Raw genomic sequence first — 14,049 nt, 5'->3', positions numbered from 1 at the left:
CCGTGTCCGGCGCCTTCGTAGACGTTCAGTCAAGGACCTTCGATAAGCGCTATTGCACCTGCCACCAGCGCGGCAACAAACGCCGCACTTCCGGCCGCCGGTAGCGGTCGTCGATCAGATGGACCACGCCCTGGTCCTGCTCGGTTCGAATCACCCGCCCGGCCGCCTGCACGACCTTCTGCAAGCCCGGGTACAGATACACGTAGTCGTAGCCGTTGCCGAACTTCGCGTCCATCGTGCGGCGCATCTGCTCGTTGACGTCGTTTATCTGCGGCAAGCCGAGCGTCGCGATGAATGCGCCGATCAACTGCTGGCCGGCCAGGTCGACGCCTTCCGAGAAAGCGCCGCCGAGCACCGCAAAGCCGACGCCTTGATTCATGGTTCGAAAGCGCGCAAGGAACGCGTCGCGTGCCGCTTCATCCATGCCGGGTTCCTGCGCCCACACCGGCAAGTCCGGATGCCGTTCGCGCATCAGCGCGACCACTCGCTGCAAATAGTCGAAGCTGCTCAGAAAGCCCAGATAGTTGCCCGGCAGCGCCGCGTATTGCCGCGCGATCAGATCGACGATCGGCGAGAGCGAACGCTCGCGGTCACGCCAGCGCGTCGACACGTTGCCGGCCACACGCACCTGCAACTGCTCGGCGCGAAACGGCCCTTCTACGTCGAGCCAGTTCGTCTGCCCGGGCAGCCCTAAAGTGTCGCGATAGAAATGATGCGGATTGAGCGTGCCGGAGAACATCACCGTGGTGCGCGCGGCGGCGTAGCGCGGCGCGAGAAACGGCGCCGGAATCACGTTGCGCACGCACAGCGTGCAACTGGTTTTGTCGCGCGGCGCGTAGCTATCGCTCGTGCGCGTGATGTCGAAGATCGAATGCTCGCCGAACTGCTCGGCCAACGCGACAAAATGCATTGCGTCGAAGAAAAAGCGCAACGACGCTTCATCGATTGAGAGCGGCGCTTCGGCGAGCAGATCGGTGACCGCGCCGATCAGATTCTGCACGGCCGAAAGCAATGTGCCAGGCACGTCGGCGTAGACCTGATACCTGTCCGTCTGTGCGCGTTTGAGCGCGTTCCACTCGCGCTGCAACCGTTCAAGCGGCTTGCGCAATGCCGTCGGCGCGGTCTTGCGCGCGACGCGAAACGCCGCCGGATCGAGCGATGCCGTGTACATCCGGCGCGCGCGGTCGAGCAGATTGTGCGCCTCGTCGACCAGCACGCCGACGCGCCACTGATTGATCTGCGTCAGCGCATACAGCATCGCGCTGCTGTCGTAATAGTAGTTGTAGTCGCCGACCACCACGTCGGACCAGCGCGCCAGTTCCTGCGCGAGGTAGTACGGGCAGACGTCGTGCCTGAGCGCCGCTTCGCGCACCGCCGCGCGATCGAGCCGCGGCCCTGCCAACGCCGTGCTGCGGGCCGCGTCGAGCCGGTCGTAGAAGCCGCGCGCGAGCGGGCAGGATTCGCCGTTGCAGGCTTTGTCGGGATGCTCGCAGGCTTTGTCGCGCGCCACGAGTTCCAGCGTGCGCAATGGCAATGACGCTGGCGCCGTGCTTTGGTGCAGCGTTTCGATCGCGTCGAGCGCGAGCGCGCGGCCCGGTGTCCTGGCGGTCAGGAAGAACACACGATCGATCTGATCCGACGCACACGCCTTCAGCAGCGGAAAAATCGTCGCGAGCGTCTTGCCGATGCCGGTCGGCGCCTGCGCCATCAACGCCTTGCCGTCGCGCGCCGCGCGATAGACCGACACCGCCAGCTCGCGCTGCCCGCTGCGAAATTGTCCATGCGGAAACTGCAATGCGCCCAGCGCGGCATTGCGCGCGTCGCGATGCGCCTCCTCCTGCACGGCCCAATCGAGAAAGCGCTCGCATTGCTCGACGAAGAAAATCTCCAACTCACGCGCGGCGTACGTTTCAGTCAGCAGCGTTTCCTTCTGACTGCCGATATCGAAGTACACGAGTGCGACGGTCAGCCCGGCCAGCCCGCGCGCCCGGCACAGCAGATGGCCGTACACCAGCGCCTGCGCCCAATGCAGCGAGCGGTGGTTGGCCGGCATCCGGTCGAGATCGCCGCGATGGGTCTTCACTTCTTCCAGCCGGTTCGCCGCGGCGTCGTAGCCGTCGGCGCGGCCGCGCACGGTCAAACCGCGATGCGTGCCGGTCAGCGTGATCTCCGTTTCGTAGCCGCTCGGGCGCCGCCCCGCGACCGTCGCATGGCCCGCCATGCCTTCCAGCGAAGTCGGCGCGGGCGTGAAGCGCAGATCCAGGTCGCCGCGCCTCGCGGTGAATTCGCACATCGCCCGCACGGCGACCACGTAGGTCATGCGGCAGCCTCTTCTGCGGCTTCGGGATCGGCTTCATCCGCCCAACGCACGTCGAGCACGCGCACCGGCATGCCATGCTGCGCGCAGTACGCGAGCCAGCGGATCTGGTTGTCCTGCAAGCGGTCGCCCGGACCCTTCACTTCGATCAGCTCATAGCGGCGCTCGGCCGGCCAGAAACGGATCAGGTCCGGCAGACCGGAACGGTTGCCGCGGATATCGCGCAACAGACGTTCGAACCAGAGCTTCAGATGCGCGGCAGGCAGGCAATCGAGCGCCAACGCCATCAGTTCGGGCGTCAGCAAGCTCCAGAACACGAACGGCGATTGCACGCCGGCCTTGACCTCGAGGTGCCGCAGAATCGTCTCGCGATAGGCGGCGCTGTCGAGTTGCGCGAGGCAGGCGGCAAACTGTTCGACGCGGCGCGCATGAAAATCGGGCGCATGCAGATCGGCCGGGCCGCGCTGGAACGGATGGAAAAACGCACCGGGCAGCGCCGCGAACACGGGCTCCCAGCACAGCAAACCGAACAGCGAATTGATCAGCGCGTTTTCGACGTAATGAACCGGCGCATCCTCACGACTCAGATGATCGCGGGCGACATATTCGACCGGCTGCGCAGCCTCGGGCCTCGGCAGCACCAGCGTGCTGCGCTCGACCGGCCGTGCGGCCGGCGTGCGCGCCACGAGTTCGCCACGCCGGCGTTGCAGGCGCGGCAGCATGCGCGCGATGCGCTGCGCTTCCTCTTCGCTTTCGGGTGCCGTGGCGGCTTGCGAGGCGAGCGCGAAGGCATCATCGAAACGCTCGCATTGCTCGAGCACGCGCACGCGCCGATGCCGCGCACCCGGCCACGCGCAATCCGCGTAGACGGCGAGCGCGGCGGGCCAGTCGTGCCGACGCTCGCAATACTGGCCGATGCGGAACAGCAGCTTCGCGCGGCGCGTTTCGAGCCATGGGTTCGACGTTTCGACCGCGGCGACCGCGGCGACGAGTTCACCGATGGATTCGCCGTCGGGCCGCCATTCGAGCGCTTCGCGGCATGCATGCAAAGCGAGGTAGACGTCGACGTCGGCACGTTGCTGGAAAGCTCGCGACGAAGGTCCGAACGCGACCGTCTCATACTGGAACACGCCGAGATCGGCGAGCACGAACTCCGACCAGTCCTGCTGCAAATTGCCGAAGAACATCAGGCGCAGGCGCTCGCAGAGTGGCGCGACGGCGACGTGCAGCACGGAGTCGGTGCTGGCGGCGTGCCATTCGGCGAGCGGACGCGCTGCGTCGCCTTCCGCTTCATAAAAGGGGCGTAGCGTTTCGAGCAGGTCCGGTTTGCGCAAGCTCCGGGCGGCGGGGATCAACGCAATGGCGTCGGCGAAGATGAGCAGCAGTTCGGGGCGGGTGGTGAGCGCGAACAGGTCGTCGAGCGTCAGCGGCGGCTCGGCGTCCACCCAACCGAGTTCGACGAGCGGCGCGGACGCTTGAACCGGGCAACCGATCTCGTCGTACGACAGACGGCTCGTGCGGAACAGCGTGCCCCTGCGCATCAGCATGCGAACCAGCAGCGCTCGCGAGGCCTGCGGCAAAGCCGCGAAAGCGCGCAGGAAGCCGTGCTCTTGCTGGTCCAGCAGATCGTCGTAGCGCGCCGCGAGCCACGCCAGCGCGCGCTCGAAATTCAGCAGATAGTAGGGAGCATTTGAAGAGGCTTCTGTCGCCACGGCACTTCCACGGAACCTGTATGTTTATACAGTGATGATATCAAACTCAGCGGAGGATTCGGGTGGCGCGGGGTGTCATCGAACGCCTGCGGCCCGCCTTTCAATGCGCTGCCAGCCGCCACGCCGTCAACAACCGCACGCCCGCGTTCAGCGCGCGCCTGCCGCGTAGAAGCTCGCCAGATCGCGCTTGAGCGTATGCAGCGCGGCATCGTCGAGATAGATCATGTGGCCGCTCGGATAGTAGGCGATCCGCACGTTGGCGCGCAACGGCGCATCGATGCCCAGATGCGCCAGCGCATACTCGGTGGCATAGAACGGCGTGGCCAGATCGAAATAGCCGTTCACCGACATCACGCGAAGCTGCGGATTCTGCCGCATCGCTTCGGCCAGGTCGCCTGCCGCGTAGGGTACCGGTAACCGCTCGCCCCACCATGCGCGATGTTTCCAGTCCCATTGCTTCAGCGCGTCGTCATTGAAGACGCGGTAGCGGTCGGTCGGCGTGAAGTGCAGATCCTGCGCGAAATGCTGATGAAGCGCCGCATCGAACGCGCTGGACACGCTGCTCACCGATGCATCGAAGTCCGGGCGCTCCGACACGCCGTCGTATTCGAGACCTTCGGAGCGGGCATCGTAACGGCCGATGCTGTGCGACTGATCCCGCAGCAGTTGATTGCGAAAGCGCGACGGATAGAGACGCAGCCGGCTTCGTTTCACGTACTCGACGTCGAGACCGGTGAACTCGGCGACGCGCGCCGCGACCGCATCGCGCTGTGCGTCGGGCAACGCGTCGCCTTGAGCCAGCGCCTGCGCATAAGGACCGCGCGCGAACGCGCGGGCGTCGTCGAGAAAGGCCGGCAGACTGGCCGGCTTCGGCACGATTTTGTCGTGATACCAGGCGATCGCCGCGAAGCTCGGCAGATAGCTCTCGCTCTTGAAGTCGAAGCCTGGCGAAAAGCCGGCTGAATCGAGCACGGACGACATCAGGATCACGCCGTTCAGCGCGATATTGTTTTGCCCCAGCTGATACGCGAGCATGGCGGCGCGCGCGGTGCCGTATGACTCGCCGAGCAGGTACTTCGGCGAATTCCAGCGCTGGTTGACCGTCAGATATCGGTCGATGAATTGCGAAAACGCGTCGAGGTCTTTATCGACGCCCCAGAAATCCTTACCCGTCCCGCGCCCGACCACGCGCGACAAACCCGCGCCGACGGCGTCGATAAAAACCAGATCGGTCGTGTCGAGCAGACTGTCCGGGTTATCGCCCAACACATAGGGCGCGGGAGGCGTGCTCGCCGGACTGGCGGTGTGCGCCCGCTTCGGACCGAACGAGCCGATCATGAGAAAGACGCTGCCCGCGCCCGGACCGCCGTTGAAGAGGAACGTAACGGGCCGCGTCGAGGGCGTTTTGGTCGCGACGGTATAGGCGACGTAAAAGACACTGGCATCGGCCTGCCCGGCTTTGTTGTGCAGCAGCAGATTGCCTGCGGTCGCCGTGTAATCGATCTTGTTCCCCTCGAGCCGGATCGAATGCTGGGTCGCGGACGAAGTTTCCGGCGGCACGGGGATCGCTGCCATGTCCGGTTTTGCGTTGTGCCGCGCGCTGTCTTGCGCATTGTCTTGCGCGTCGTTTTGCGCGTCGTTCTGAGTGGCCGCGACAGAGCGTTGCGAATGCCCGGGGCGCGCTTGATTCGGGTGCGGCTCTTTCACCGGTTGGCGATTCGCTTCGGCGGGTTGACTGGCGGTATCCGCCTCAGTCCCGGGCATAGCGGCCGCGGACGATGCGGCTTCGGCGCTTTCTGCTGTGTCGGGCGTATCGTCGAGTGGGTCGAGTCGGTCGAGTGGGGCTGCCGCGCACATCTGGCTGAACACGACGGCGGCGGCGATTGTGACCACCGCGACGAGTGCGGCCGCGAAGGCCGCCGCGACCGATCCTGTGACGAGCGGCCGGTGCGACGTGATGTAGAAGCGAAAACCCATGCTCTTCTCCGTTGCGAGTCGATGCGCATCGTTCCGGCCTACCCCATCCGCAACGCCTCGACAAACCCGGCAATCCGCTCACAAGCGTCAATCAATCGAGCTTCATCGACCACAAACCCCAACCTGACAAACCCGTCGGCGGTTTCGCCGAAAGCGCTGGCATCCAGCAACGAAACCCCTTGCGCACGAAACAGCTGCCAGGTGAAATCATAAGTATCGAGCCCGGTCCCGCTTACATCGACCATCATGAACATGCCGGCTTCCGGCAGCAAACACCGCAACCCCGGCACACGATGCAAGCGCTCGAACACCACGTCGCGCCGCCGCCGGTAAATCTCACGCATTTCGGCGACAATCGGCGCCTTGTTCTGCAACGCCGTCAGCGCGGCCTGCTGAATAAAGCCCGGCAACCCATACAGCATTGCCAACGCGAGCCGCCCCATATGCTCGATCAACGTGGCGGGCCCGACAGCCCAGCCAACACGCCAACCCGCCATGGCATGCGATTTCGACAGACTGCCGAGCGTCACAGTACGCTCCGACATGCCAGGCAGCGCCGCAATACTCACATGTTCGCGCTCGAACGTGAGATCAGCATAGACCTCATCGGACAACACCCACAGATCATGCTTGCAGGCCAGCCGCGCAATACGCTCGAGATCGGCGCGCGGCATCACCACGCCGGTCGGATTGCACGGCGTTGCAAAGAAAATCGCTTTGGTGCGCGGCGTGACAGCCGCTTCGAGCGCATCGCAATCGAGGTGAAAGGCCCGCGCCGGATCGACCGGCACCGGCACGAGCGTGGCGCCCGCGGCGCGCACGCAAGCTTCGTAGGTGAGATACATCGGCTCGGGGACGATCACTTCGTCGCCCGCTTCGCACAGGCACAGCGACGCGGCGAACACGCCGTTCTGCGCGCCCGCGGTCAGGATCACGTTGGCGGCGCTCACGTTGCAACCGGTGGTGCGCGCGTGTTCTTCGGCAATCGCCGCGCGCAGCGGCTCGCGCCCTGACACCGCGCTGTAATGCGTATCGCCGCCGCGCAGCGCCTCGACCGCGCGCTCGACGATCGGCGCGGGCGTCCCAAAGTCGGGATCGCCGACGCTCAGCACGATCACGTCTTCGCCATCGGCGAGCGCCTGTTGTGCGACACGATGGATTTCCCACGCCGACGTGCGCTTACCTTGCAAGCGCTCGACCAGATTCGAGTACTTCATTGAGCCACCCCGTTTCGACCTGACCCGCCAATGTACTGGGGTGTGCGCAAAACGTCCAGACAGCAAAAGGGCCACGCGAGGGCCATGCGAGGAATCAGCCTCGCGTGGCCCCGTGGCCCTTCGATGAAGCACCGGGGATTCGCCTACACCTGGCGGCGCAACTCCGCCGGCGGCACCTTCATCAGGTGCCGGTATTTCGCCACCGTCCGCCGCGCGACCAGCACGCCCTGGTCCGCGAGCATTCTGGCGAGCGTCACATCGGACAGCGGATCACGCGTATTCTCCGCGGCGATCATTTCCTTGAGCAGCGCGCGCACGGCCGCTGCCGAACACGTGCCGCCGCTTTCCGTACCGAGTTCACGCGGGAAGAAGTGCTTGAACTCGAAAATGCCGCGCGGCGTGGCCATATATTTGTTGCCGGTCGCACGCGAGATGGTGGATTCGTGCAAGCCGAGTTCGTCGGCGACGTCGCGCAACACCATTGGCTTGAGCGCGATCTCGCCGTATTGGAAGAAGGCTTTCTGATGCACGACGATGCATTCGGCCACGCGTTGAATCGTATCGAAGCGTTGCTGCGCATTGCGGATCAGCCAACGTGCTTCCTGCAACTGCTGAGCGAGCGGCGAGCGGCTCGTACCCGAGGACTGCGCGAACAGTTCCGCATACATGCGATGAATGCGGGCGCGCGGCTGCACCGCCGGATTGATCGTCACCACCCATTTATTGCGGACCTGACGCACGATCACGTCCGGCACCACGTAGGTGTCTTCGGTACGGCCGTAGCAGTTGCCCGGTTTCGGATCGAGCTTGCGCACCAGCGCGCAGGCCACCCGCAATTCTTCAGCGCTGCAGCCGATCTGCTTTTGCAGTTCGGCCTGCTCACGGCGCGCGAGGCGTTCAAGATGATGCTCGACGATTTGCCGCGCCACGTCGCGCCCCGGCGTCTCCGGCGGCAATGCATTCAATTGCAGCGCGAGACACTCGGACAAGGAGCGTGCGCCCAGCCCCGGACGATCGAGCGATTGCACGAGGCGCAGCGCCACCAGCAATTCCTCTTCGGTCAAGCTGGGTTCGAGATCGACGCTGTTCGCGAGATCGGCGAGATCCTGGCGCAGATAACCGTCGTCGTCGAGCGCCTCGATAATGAAGCGCGCGACCGCCCGGTCACGGTCGTCGAGGCGATACAGGCCCAGCGAATCGTGCAACTGCTCGCGCAAAGTCGGTTGCGAGCGCGCCCATTCGGCGGGATCGCTGCTTTCTGAATCGCCGTTATGGCGCGCCGATCCGCGGCTGCTGTAATCACCTGAAAAGTCGCCTGGCGTGTCCTCCTGCGCCGCGCTTTCCATCGTGTCGCCCGCACCGCTTTCGGCCGGCAGCAGATCGGGTTCGGCTGCGGCGACGGGATCGGTGGCCGGCGCGGGACCGGCATCGTCGCCCGGCGAAGCCGTGGCCAACGCGGCGTCTTCGGTATCCGACGAGTCGTATTCGGTATCCGACGAGTCGTATTCGAGGAACGGATTGGTGTCGAGCGCGGTGCGCAACTCCTGCTGGAACTCTAGAGACGACAACTGCAACAGACGCACCGATTGCTGCAAACGCGGCGTGAGTGCGACAGACTGCCTTGTGCGTAGTTCGATTGAAGGCATTGTAGTCAGGTCCGTGTTGGCTGAAAGAATGATGCGTGGCCCCTTTACAGAGCAACTGTCATACCAACTCACCCAACACACTGTTTTTCCTGAATTTTGCTTGTTCAGGCCCGCCGATTGCGCACGCCGCGAGCGCCATTTTTTACAAATACCCGGCAAATTCCGGGCTTCGGCAGCATAGCTCGCCGACTGGCACGCGAGGCGCTCGCACTCCCCCTCGCACTCTCGTCACTCCCTTATTCCTCAGCCTGAATCCGCGCGCCGCAGCGGCTTTCGCCGCAGGCAAGACTCGTGGAGCAATCCGGGCACACCGCTTGCGGCGCCGCACTATGTGGACGGACGCCGGTTTCCTCATGCGCATTGCTACGCAGTGAAACGCATGCAAGGACCGCCGTCCGGTGTCGATAACGGGCCATGACGGAACCGTAGCGGCAACGATCCCACGCGTGTCATCAGCGGTTTCGACCGCGACCGACCGCAGGCAAGAAGACCGCCATTTTCATCAACCACCCGAAGGAGAAACCATGAAGACCCTCCAGTTTCTGAAGGCTGCGGGCAGCATCGCTTGTGTCGCATTCGCACTGAACGCCACGGCGCAAACCAGTGCGCCGGCCCCGTCGGCCAGCTCCGAAACCATCGGCCAGCACATCGACGACGGCACCATCACCACCAAGGCAAAGGCCGATCTGCTGGCCGCCAGCAACGTCAAGTCGACCCATATCCACGTGAAGACCCGCAAGGGCGTAGTGTGGCTCACGGGCTCGGTCCCAACGGCAGACGACAAATCCGCAGCCGAAGAAGTGGTTCAGAACGTCAAGGGCGTGACGAGCGTAAAGAACCACCTGAAGATCGCTGCCGAGTAAGCCTCACGTCAGGCCACAGTTGCCGGCTTCGGCCGGTGCTTGAGGGAACAGAAAGCCGTCCGGATGCCGGACGGCTTCTCCTTTGCAGCTGGCACGCGGCTGTTCCACAACCGGCGCCCGTCAGAGCACCAGCCGCTTACCGCCGACTAATATCGGCCAATGCAGGCTAATGCTTGAGCGCAGCGTACTGATCGCGCAAATCGCGCACGCGGTCATGGTTTTGCAGCACGCCCTGATACTGGCGCTCGACGATGCTGCGCACGTCCGGCGGTAAATCCTTTTCGAGCGCGTCGTGATAGCGTTTCTTTGCCACGCCCTCGCCTTTTTCGCATTCGGCCAGTATTTCGTGGTCGCTGCGATTCGCTACCGCCGACTTCACGTCGACCCAGCCGCGATGCAAAGCACCGCTCATACTGCCGCGCGTTTCAGGCTTGCCGCCCAAGTCTTGAACCGCATCCTGCAATTCACGTGCGCCGCGCGCGCAGTCTTCGGCCCGCGACAGAAACAGCGTTTTCAGTTGCGCGTCATGCGCGTCTTCGGCGGCCTTGAGAAAGCCCTTCTCGCCGTCCTTCGACGTTTCGACCAGATCGTTCAGCACGGAAACAACGTTCGTAGCCATTCAATACCTCCAGGGGTTTCGTCAATCGTGAAATCCGCCGCCGCACCTTCCATGTAGCAGCAGAAATCATCTATCCGCATGCGGCGTGCCCGGAACACGTCGCCCCGAACGCAAAGCGGCCCGACAAATGCCGGGCCGTCCTGTCGTCCGCCTCGCGGCAGGATCGCGCTCATGACGCACCCTTCGTGGCGGCGGCGAACTGCTGCCCGGCGCGCCTCTTGCGTGCTGTTACAGGATGATCAGCAAGGCCTGTGCCTTCCGGCGTAGCCGTTGCTGCGATCCCCGCACAGGCGGAAGCTGTTACCCGGGCGCCGTCGCGGGCCGGTCCGGACGGCTTCGGCGTCCGGCCTCGCCCGCGGCGATGAACGCTGTAGCAACGCAGAGCACGAGGCAAACCGACTTCATAGGAGGCAAAGCCATGGCCACCAGAAAAACCGTCGGCAAATCGAAACGCCCGGTTGTGCGCGGCAAGGCGGGACGCCCGCCACGCCAGCGGCATGCGCAAGCACAAGCGGCGCATCGCGCGAAAGCCGCCAGCAGCGGCGCTGCGAAGCGCGGGCAGAAATGGTCGCGTCACGTGATGGAAACCAGTGACGCGATGGATATCGAGCGCGATATCTTCAAGACCGGTAGCGCGCAGTCGATCGCCGAGTCGCTCAAACGCTCGTCGACGCAGAGCCGCCGCCGCAAGGGCACGCCGTTCCAGTCCGCGATGTCGATGCTCAACTTCTATATCAACCGCGCGGGCAGGAATCTGCCGAAGGCGCGTCGCGATACGCTGGAACAGGCCAAGCGCAAGTTGCGCGAAGCATTCGGACGCGCGCCCTGAGGCGCCGCAGCGAAAGGCGACCTGAAGGACGCACCGGTGACGATCTACAAGGTCGAACACGGCGCATTCAAGCCGGTCGATACGATCGCCGGCAGCTGACGCAGCGTGACTCCGTCAAGGCGGCGCGAACGGGGCGGCACTCGTCTCATCCTCGATAGAGGTTGCCCCGTTCGTTCGGACAGCTGTTTTACATTTTATTGCGGGACATCGAGACGCGCCTTGATCGAGTCAGTCGAGCAGCGTTACGATTTCCTCGTACAACGGCCGGCCAATCCGCACGCCGTTCGCGATGCTGCGCGCCCGCGCGTCGAAACGCCGTTGGGACGGCAGCCGCGCGCCCTGCGCGACGATCGCATCAAGCATGCGCTCGCCGCGCGCGAGCCCGGCATCGAGATCGTCGCCGAGGAACACCCTCGGATCGAACGCTATAACCAGTTCGCCATGACACGGCGTCGCGCCGACGCCCTCGTCGAATGCCATCGACTCCTGGCTCGTCATGTCGCCGATCAGCGCACCCCCGAGCAATTCGACCATCGCCGCCAGCGCCGAGCCCTTGTGGCCGCCGAAGGTGCGCATCGCGCCCTGCAATGCGGCCTTCGGGTCGGTAGTCGGCTGACCGTTGCTGTCGATCGCCCAGTGCGGCGGGATCGGCTTGTCCTGCTTCGCGTGCAGCTCGATGTCGCCGCGCGCGATCGCGCTCGTCGCGAAATCGAACACGAACGGCAGGCCGCCCGGCCGGGGCCACGCGAAGGCGATCGGATTGGTGCCGAACACCGACTTCGAGCCGCCCTCGGGCGCGACCCAGCTGTGGCTCGGATTCATCGCGATGCCGGCGAGCCCTTCGGCGGCGATCGCCTCGACCTCCGGCCACAGCGCCGAGAAGTGGTAGCAGTTGTTGATCACCATCGCGGCGATGCCGTGCTTTTTCGTCATCGCGACGAGCACCGGCAGGCCGGTCTCGAAGCTCAGCAGCGAAAAACCGCAATGCGCGTCGACCGCGACGATGCTCGACGACAGCTGGCGCAGCGTCGGCGGCGCCTGCGGATCGACCTTGCCCTTGCGCAGCGAGCGCACGCAGACAAGCAGCCGGTAGACGCCATGCGAGTGGCATTCGTCGCGCTGGCCCTGCGTGATAACGTTTGCGATTGCGTTCGCGTGCGCGTCGGACATGCCGTGATGGGTCAGCACGCGCAGCGCGAGCGCGTGCACGTCGTCGAGCGACAGGACGACTTCTGCCTGATCAGACATCGCGCGCCTCCCGCAGCGCGACGACGCCGTCGATCCGCTGCGCAATGTCGAGCGGATTGCCGTCGCGGATCGCTTCCGGCAGCAGCCCGGCGGGCACGTCCTGATACGACACCGGCCGCAGGAAGCGTTCGATCGCGCGCGCGCCGACCGACGTCGTGCGTGTGTCGGAGGTCGCCGGGAACGGGCCGCCATGCACCATCGCATGACCGACCTCGACGCCCGTGCCGAAACCGTTGACGAGGATGCGCCCCGCCTTGCGTTCGAGCGTAGGCAGCAGCGTGCGGAACAGCGGCGCGTCGTCCGTGCCGAGGTGCACGGCAATCGTCAGCTGGCCTTCGAGCGACTTGAGGACGCGGTGCAGCGTATCGATATCCCGGCAACGGACGATCAGCGACGCCGGGCCGAATACCTCCTCGCGCAGCTCGGGGCGCGCGACGAACGCGTCCGCCGACGTCGCGAACAGCGCGGCGCGAGCCTGATAGCGTTCGCCCGCGACGCCTTCGGCGAGCGCGTCGAACGCGTCGTGCGCGCGCAGCCGCGCGACGCCGTCGCAATAGGCCGCGTGGATGTGCGGGGTCAGCATCGTGGCCGGCGCGGCGGCCTCGACGGCTGCGGCCGCCACCTGCTCGAACGCGCGCAGCGCGGGGCCGTCCACGCCGAGCACGAGGCCCGGATTGGTGCAGAACTGGCCGGCGCCGAGCGTCAGCGACGCGACGAACTGCTGTGCGATGGCCTCGTGGCGTGCGGCGAGCGCATCGGGCAGCAGCAGCACCGGGTTGATCGAGCTCATCTCCGCGTACACCGGGATCGGCTCGTGGCGCGCCGCCGCGATATGCATCAGCGCGACGCCGCCGCGGCGCGAGCCGGTGAAGCCGACCGCCTTGATGCGCGGATCGGCAACGAGCGCCTGGCCGATCTCCCGCGACGCGTCGAACAGCAGCGAGAACACGCCGGCGGGCAGTCCGCATTCGCGCACCGCCTGCTGGATCGCGCGGCCGACAAGCTCCGACGTGCCCGGATGCGCGGAGTGCGCCTTGACGATCACCGGGCAGCCGGCGGCGAGCGCCGCTGCGGTGTCGCCGCCCGCAACCGAGAACGCGAGCGGGAAGTTCGACGCGCCGAACACTGCGACCGGCCCGATCGCGACGTTGCGCAGACGCAGGTCGACACGCGGCGCCGGTTTGCGTTCCGGGCGGGCCGGATCGATCCGCGCGTCGAGAAAGCCGCCGTCGCGCACGACCGACGCGAACAGCCCGAGCTGGCCGACCGTGCGGCCGCGCTCGCCCTCGATCCGCGCGCGCGGCAGGCCCGACTCGGCGACGCAGCGCTCGATCAGTTCGTCGCCGAGCGCGAGGATGTTGCGGCCGATCTCTTCGAGAAACGCCGCGCGGACTTCGAGGCTCGTCTCGCGATACGTGTCGAACGCCTCGTCGGCGAGCGCGCAGGCGGTCTCCAGGTCGTGCAGGCTCGCGCCGCCGAACGCGAGCGCGAGCGGCTCGCCGGTGGCGGCCTCGATGGCACGGAGTTCGCCGTTCTGCCCGAACACGGCAGATTGGCCGATCAGAAGCTGGCCTGAAAGTCGCATGGGTTCTCCTCGAAAAAGGTGCAGGCCGGACGTTGC

Annotated in this window: 10 protein-coding genes; 2 read left to right on the top strand and 8 right to left on the bottom strand. The window is 65.4% G+C overall.

Features of this window, described 5'->3' with window-relative positions:
• Positions 1–49: 49 nt before the first annotated feature.
• From AC3WLT_RS19250 to AC3WLT_RS19230, 5 genes are all read right to left on the bottom strand, one after another.
• Positions 50–2,320 (bottom strand): ATP-dependent DNA helicase, encoded by a 2,271-nt coding sequence (locus AC3WLT_RS19250; protein ID WP_492593282.1) that lies wholly within the window; start codon positions 2,318–2,320, stop codon positions 50–52.
• Positions 2,317–4,029 carry a VRR-NUC domain-containing protein gene (locus AC3WLT_RS19245; RefSeq protein WP_492593281.1) on the bottom strand — a complete coding sequence of 571 codons (1,713 nt, stop codon included), beginning with the start codon at positions 4,027–4,029 and terminating at the stop codon, positions 2,317–2,319. Before AC3WLT_RS19245 ends, AC3WLT_RS19250 begins: the two co-directional genes overlap by 4 nt.
• A 147-nt stretch (positions 4,030–4,176) precedes the next feature.
• A complete protein-coding gene (locus AC3WLT_RS19240; RefSeq protein ID WP_492593280.1) occupies positions 4,177–6,006 on the bottom strand; it encodes a S10 family peptidase in 1,830 nt (609 codons plus the stop codon).
• 38 nt (positions 6,007–6,044) lie between these two features.
• Complete coding sequence (locus AC3WLT_RS19235; protein ID WP_492593279.1) at positions 6,045–7,223, bottom strand: pyridoxal phosphate-dependent aminotransferase; 1,179 nt, start codon at positions 7,221–7,223, stop codon at positions 6,045–6,047.
• Between the two features lie 143 nt (positions 7,224–7,366).
• Positions 7,367–8,869 carry an RNA polymerase factor sigma-54 gene (locus AC3WLT_RS19230; protein WP_492593278.1) on the bottom strand — a complete coding sequence of 501 codons (1,503 nt, stop codon included), beginning with the start codon at positions 8,867–8,869 and terminating at the stop codon, positions 7,367–7,369.
• Positions 8,870–9,393: 524 nt separating this feature from the next.
• Here AC3WLT_RS19230 and AC3WLT_RS19225 point away from each other — a divergent pair.
• The gene (locus tag AC3WLT_RS19225; RefSeq protein WP_492593277.1) at positions 9,394–9,732 is read left to right on the top strand and encodes a BON domain-containing protein; all 339 of its coding nucleotides are present in this window, start codon (positions 9,394–9,396) and stop codon (positions 9,730–9,732) included.
• A gap of 166 nt (positions 9,733–9,898) precedes the next feature.
• On the opposite strand, the gene AC3WLT_RS19220 is transcribed toward AC3WLT_RS19225, so the two are convergent.
• Positions 9,899–10,351: a PA2169 family four-helix-bundle protein gene (locus AC3WLT_RS19220; protein WP_492593276.1), complete on the bottom strand. Its 453-nt coding sequence runs from the start codon at positions 10,349–10,351 to the stop codon at positions 9,899–9,901.
• A 418-nt stretch (positions 10,352–10,769) separates the two neighbouring features.
• Between AC3WLT_RS19220 and AC3WLT_RS19215 the strand changes: the two genes are divergently transcribed.
• Entirely contained in the window at positions 10,770–11,180 is a 411-nt protein-coding gene (locus AC3WLT_RS19215; RefSeq protein WP_492593275.1) for a DUF3175 domain-containing protein, read from the top strand.
• 228 nt (positions 11,181–11,408) lie between these two features.
• On the opposite strand, the gene AC3WLT_RS19210 is transcribed toward AC3WLT_RS19215, so the two are convergent.
• Both AC3WLT_RS19210 and AC3WLT_RS19205 read right to left on the bottom strand, forming a co-directional pair.
• Entirely contained in the window at positions 11,409–12,428 is a 1,020-nt protein-coding gene (locus AC3WLT_RS19210) for an Ldh family oxidoreductase (protein WP_492593274.1), read from the bottom strand.
• Positions 12,421–14,013 (bottom strand): aldehyde dehydrogenase (NADP(+)), encoded by a 1,593-nt coding sequence (locus tag AC3WLT_RS19205; protein WP_492593273.1) that lies wholly within the window; start codon positions 14,011–14,013, stop codon positions 12,421–12,423. Before AC3WLT_RS19205 ends, AC3WLT_RS19210 begins: the two co-directional genes overlap by 8 nt.
• Positions 14,014–14,049 lie beyond the last annotated feature (36 nt).

The organism is Paraburkholderia sp. FW306-2-2C-D06C (assembly GCF_058781505.1).
This window is presented reverse-complemented; position numbering and strand designations above follow the sequence as displayed.

What these genes read in the sequence shown, in the direction of transcription:
- AC3WLT_RS19240 (WP_492593280.1), bottom strand. Translation starts at nt 6,006, where the DNA reads ATGGGTTTTCGCTTCTACATCACGTCGCACCGGCCGCTCGTCACAGGA.
- AC3WLT_RS19250 (WP_492593282.1), bottom strand. Translation starts at nt 2,320, where the DNA reads ATGACCTACGTGGTCGCCGTGCGGGCGATGTGCGAATTCACCGCGAGG.
- AC3WLT_RS19220 (WP_492593276.1), bottom strand. Translation starts at nt 10,351, where the DNA reads ATGGCTACGAACGTTGTTTCCGTGCTGAACGATCTGGTCGAAACGTCG.
- AC3WLT_RS19215 (WP_492593275.1), top strand. Translation starts at nt 10,770, where the DNA reads ATGGCCACCAGAAAAACCGTCGGCAAATCGAAACGCCCGGTTGTGCGC.
- AC3WLT_RS19235 (WP_492593279.1), bottom strand. Translation starts at nt 7,223, where the DNA reads ATGAAGTACTCGAATCTGGTCGAGCGCTTGCAAGGTAAGCGCACGTCG.
- AC3WLT_RS19230 (WP_492593278.1), bottom strand. Translation starts at nt 8,869, where the DNA reads ATGCCTTCAATCGAACTACGCACAAGGCAGTCTGTCGCACTCACGCCG.
- AC3WLT_RS19225 (WP_492593277.1), top strand. Translation starts at nt 9,394, where the DNA reads ATGAAGACCCTCCAGTTTCTGAAGGCTGCGGGCAGCATCGCTTGTGTC.
- AC3WLT_RS19210 (WP_492593274.1), bottom strand. Translation starts at nt 12,428, where the DNA reads ATGTCTGATCAGGCAGAAGTCGTCCTGTCGCTCGACGACGTGCACGCG.
- AC3WLT_RS19205 (WP_492593273.1), bottom strand. Translation starts at nt 14,013, where the DNA reads ATGCGACTTTCAGGCCAGCTTCTGATCGGCCAATCTGCCGTGTTCGGG.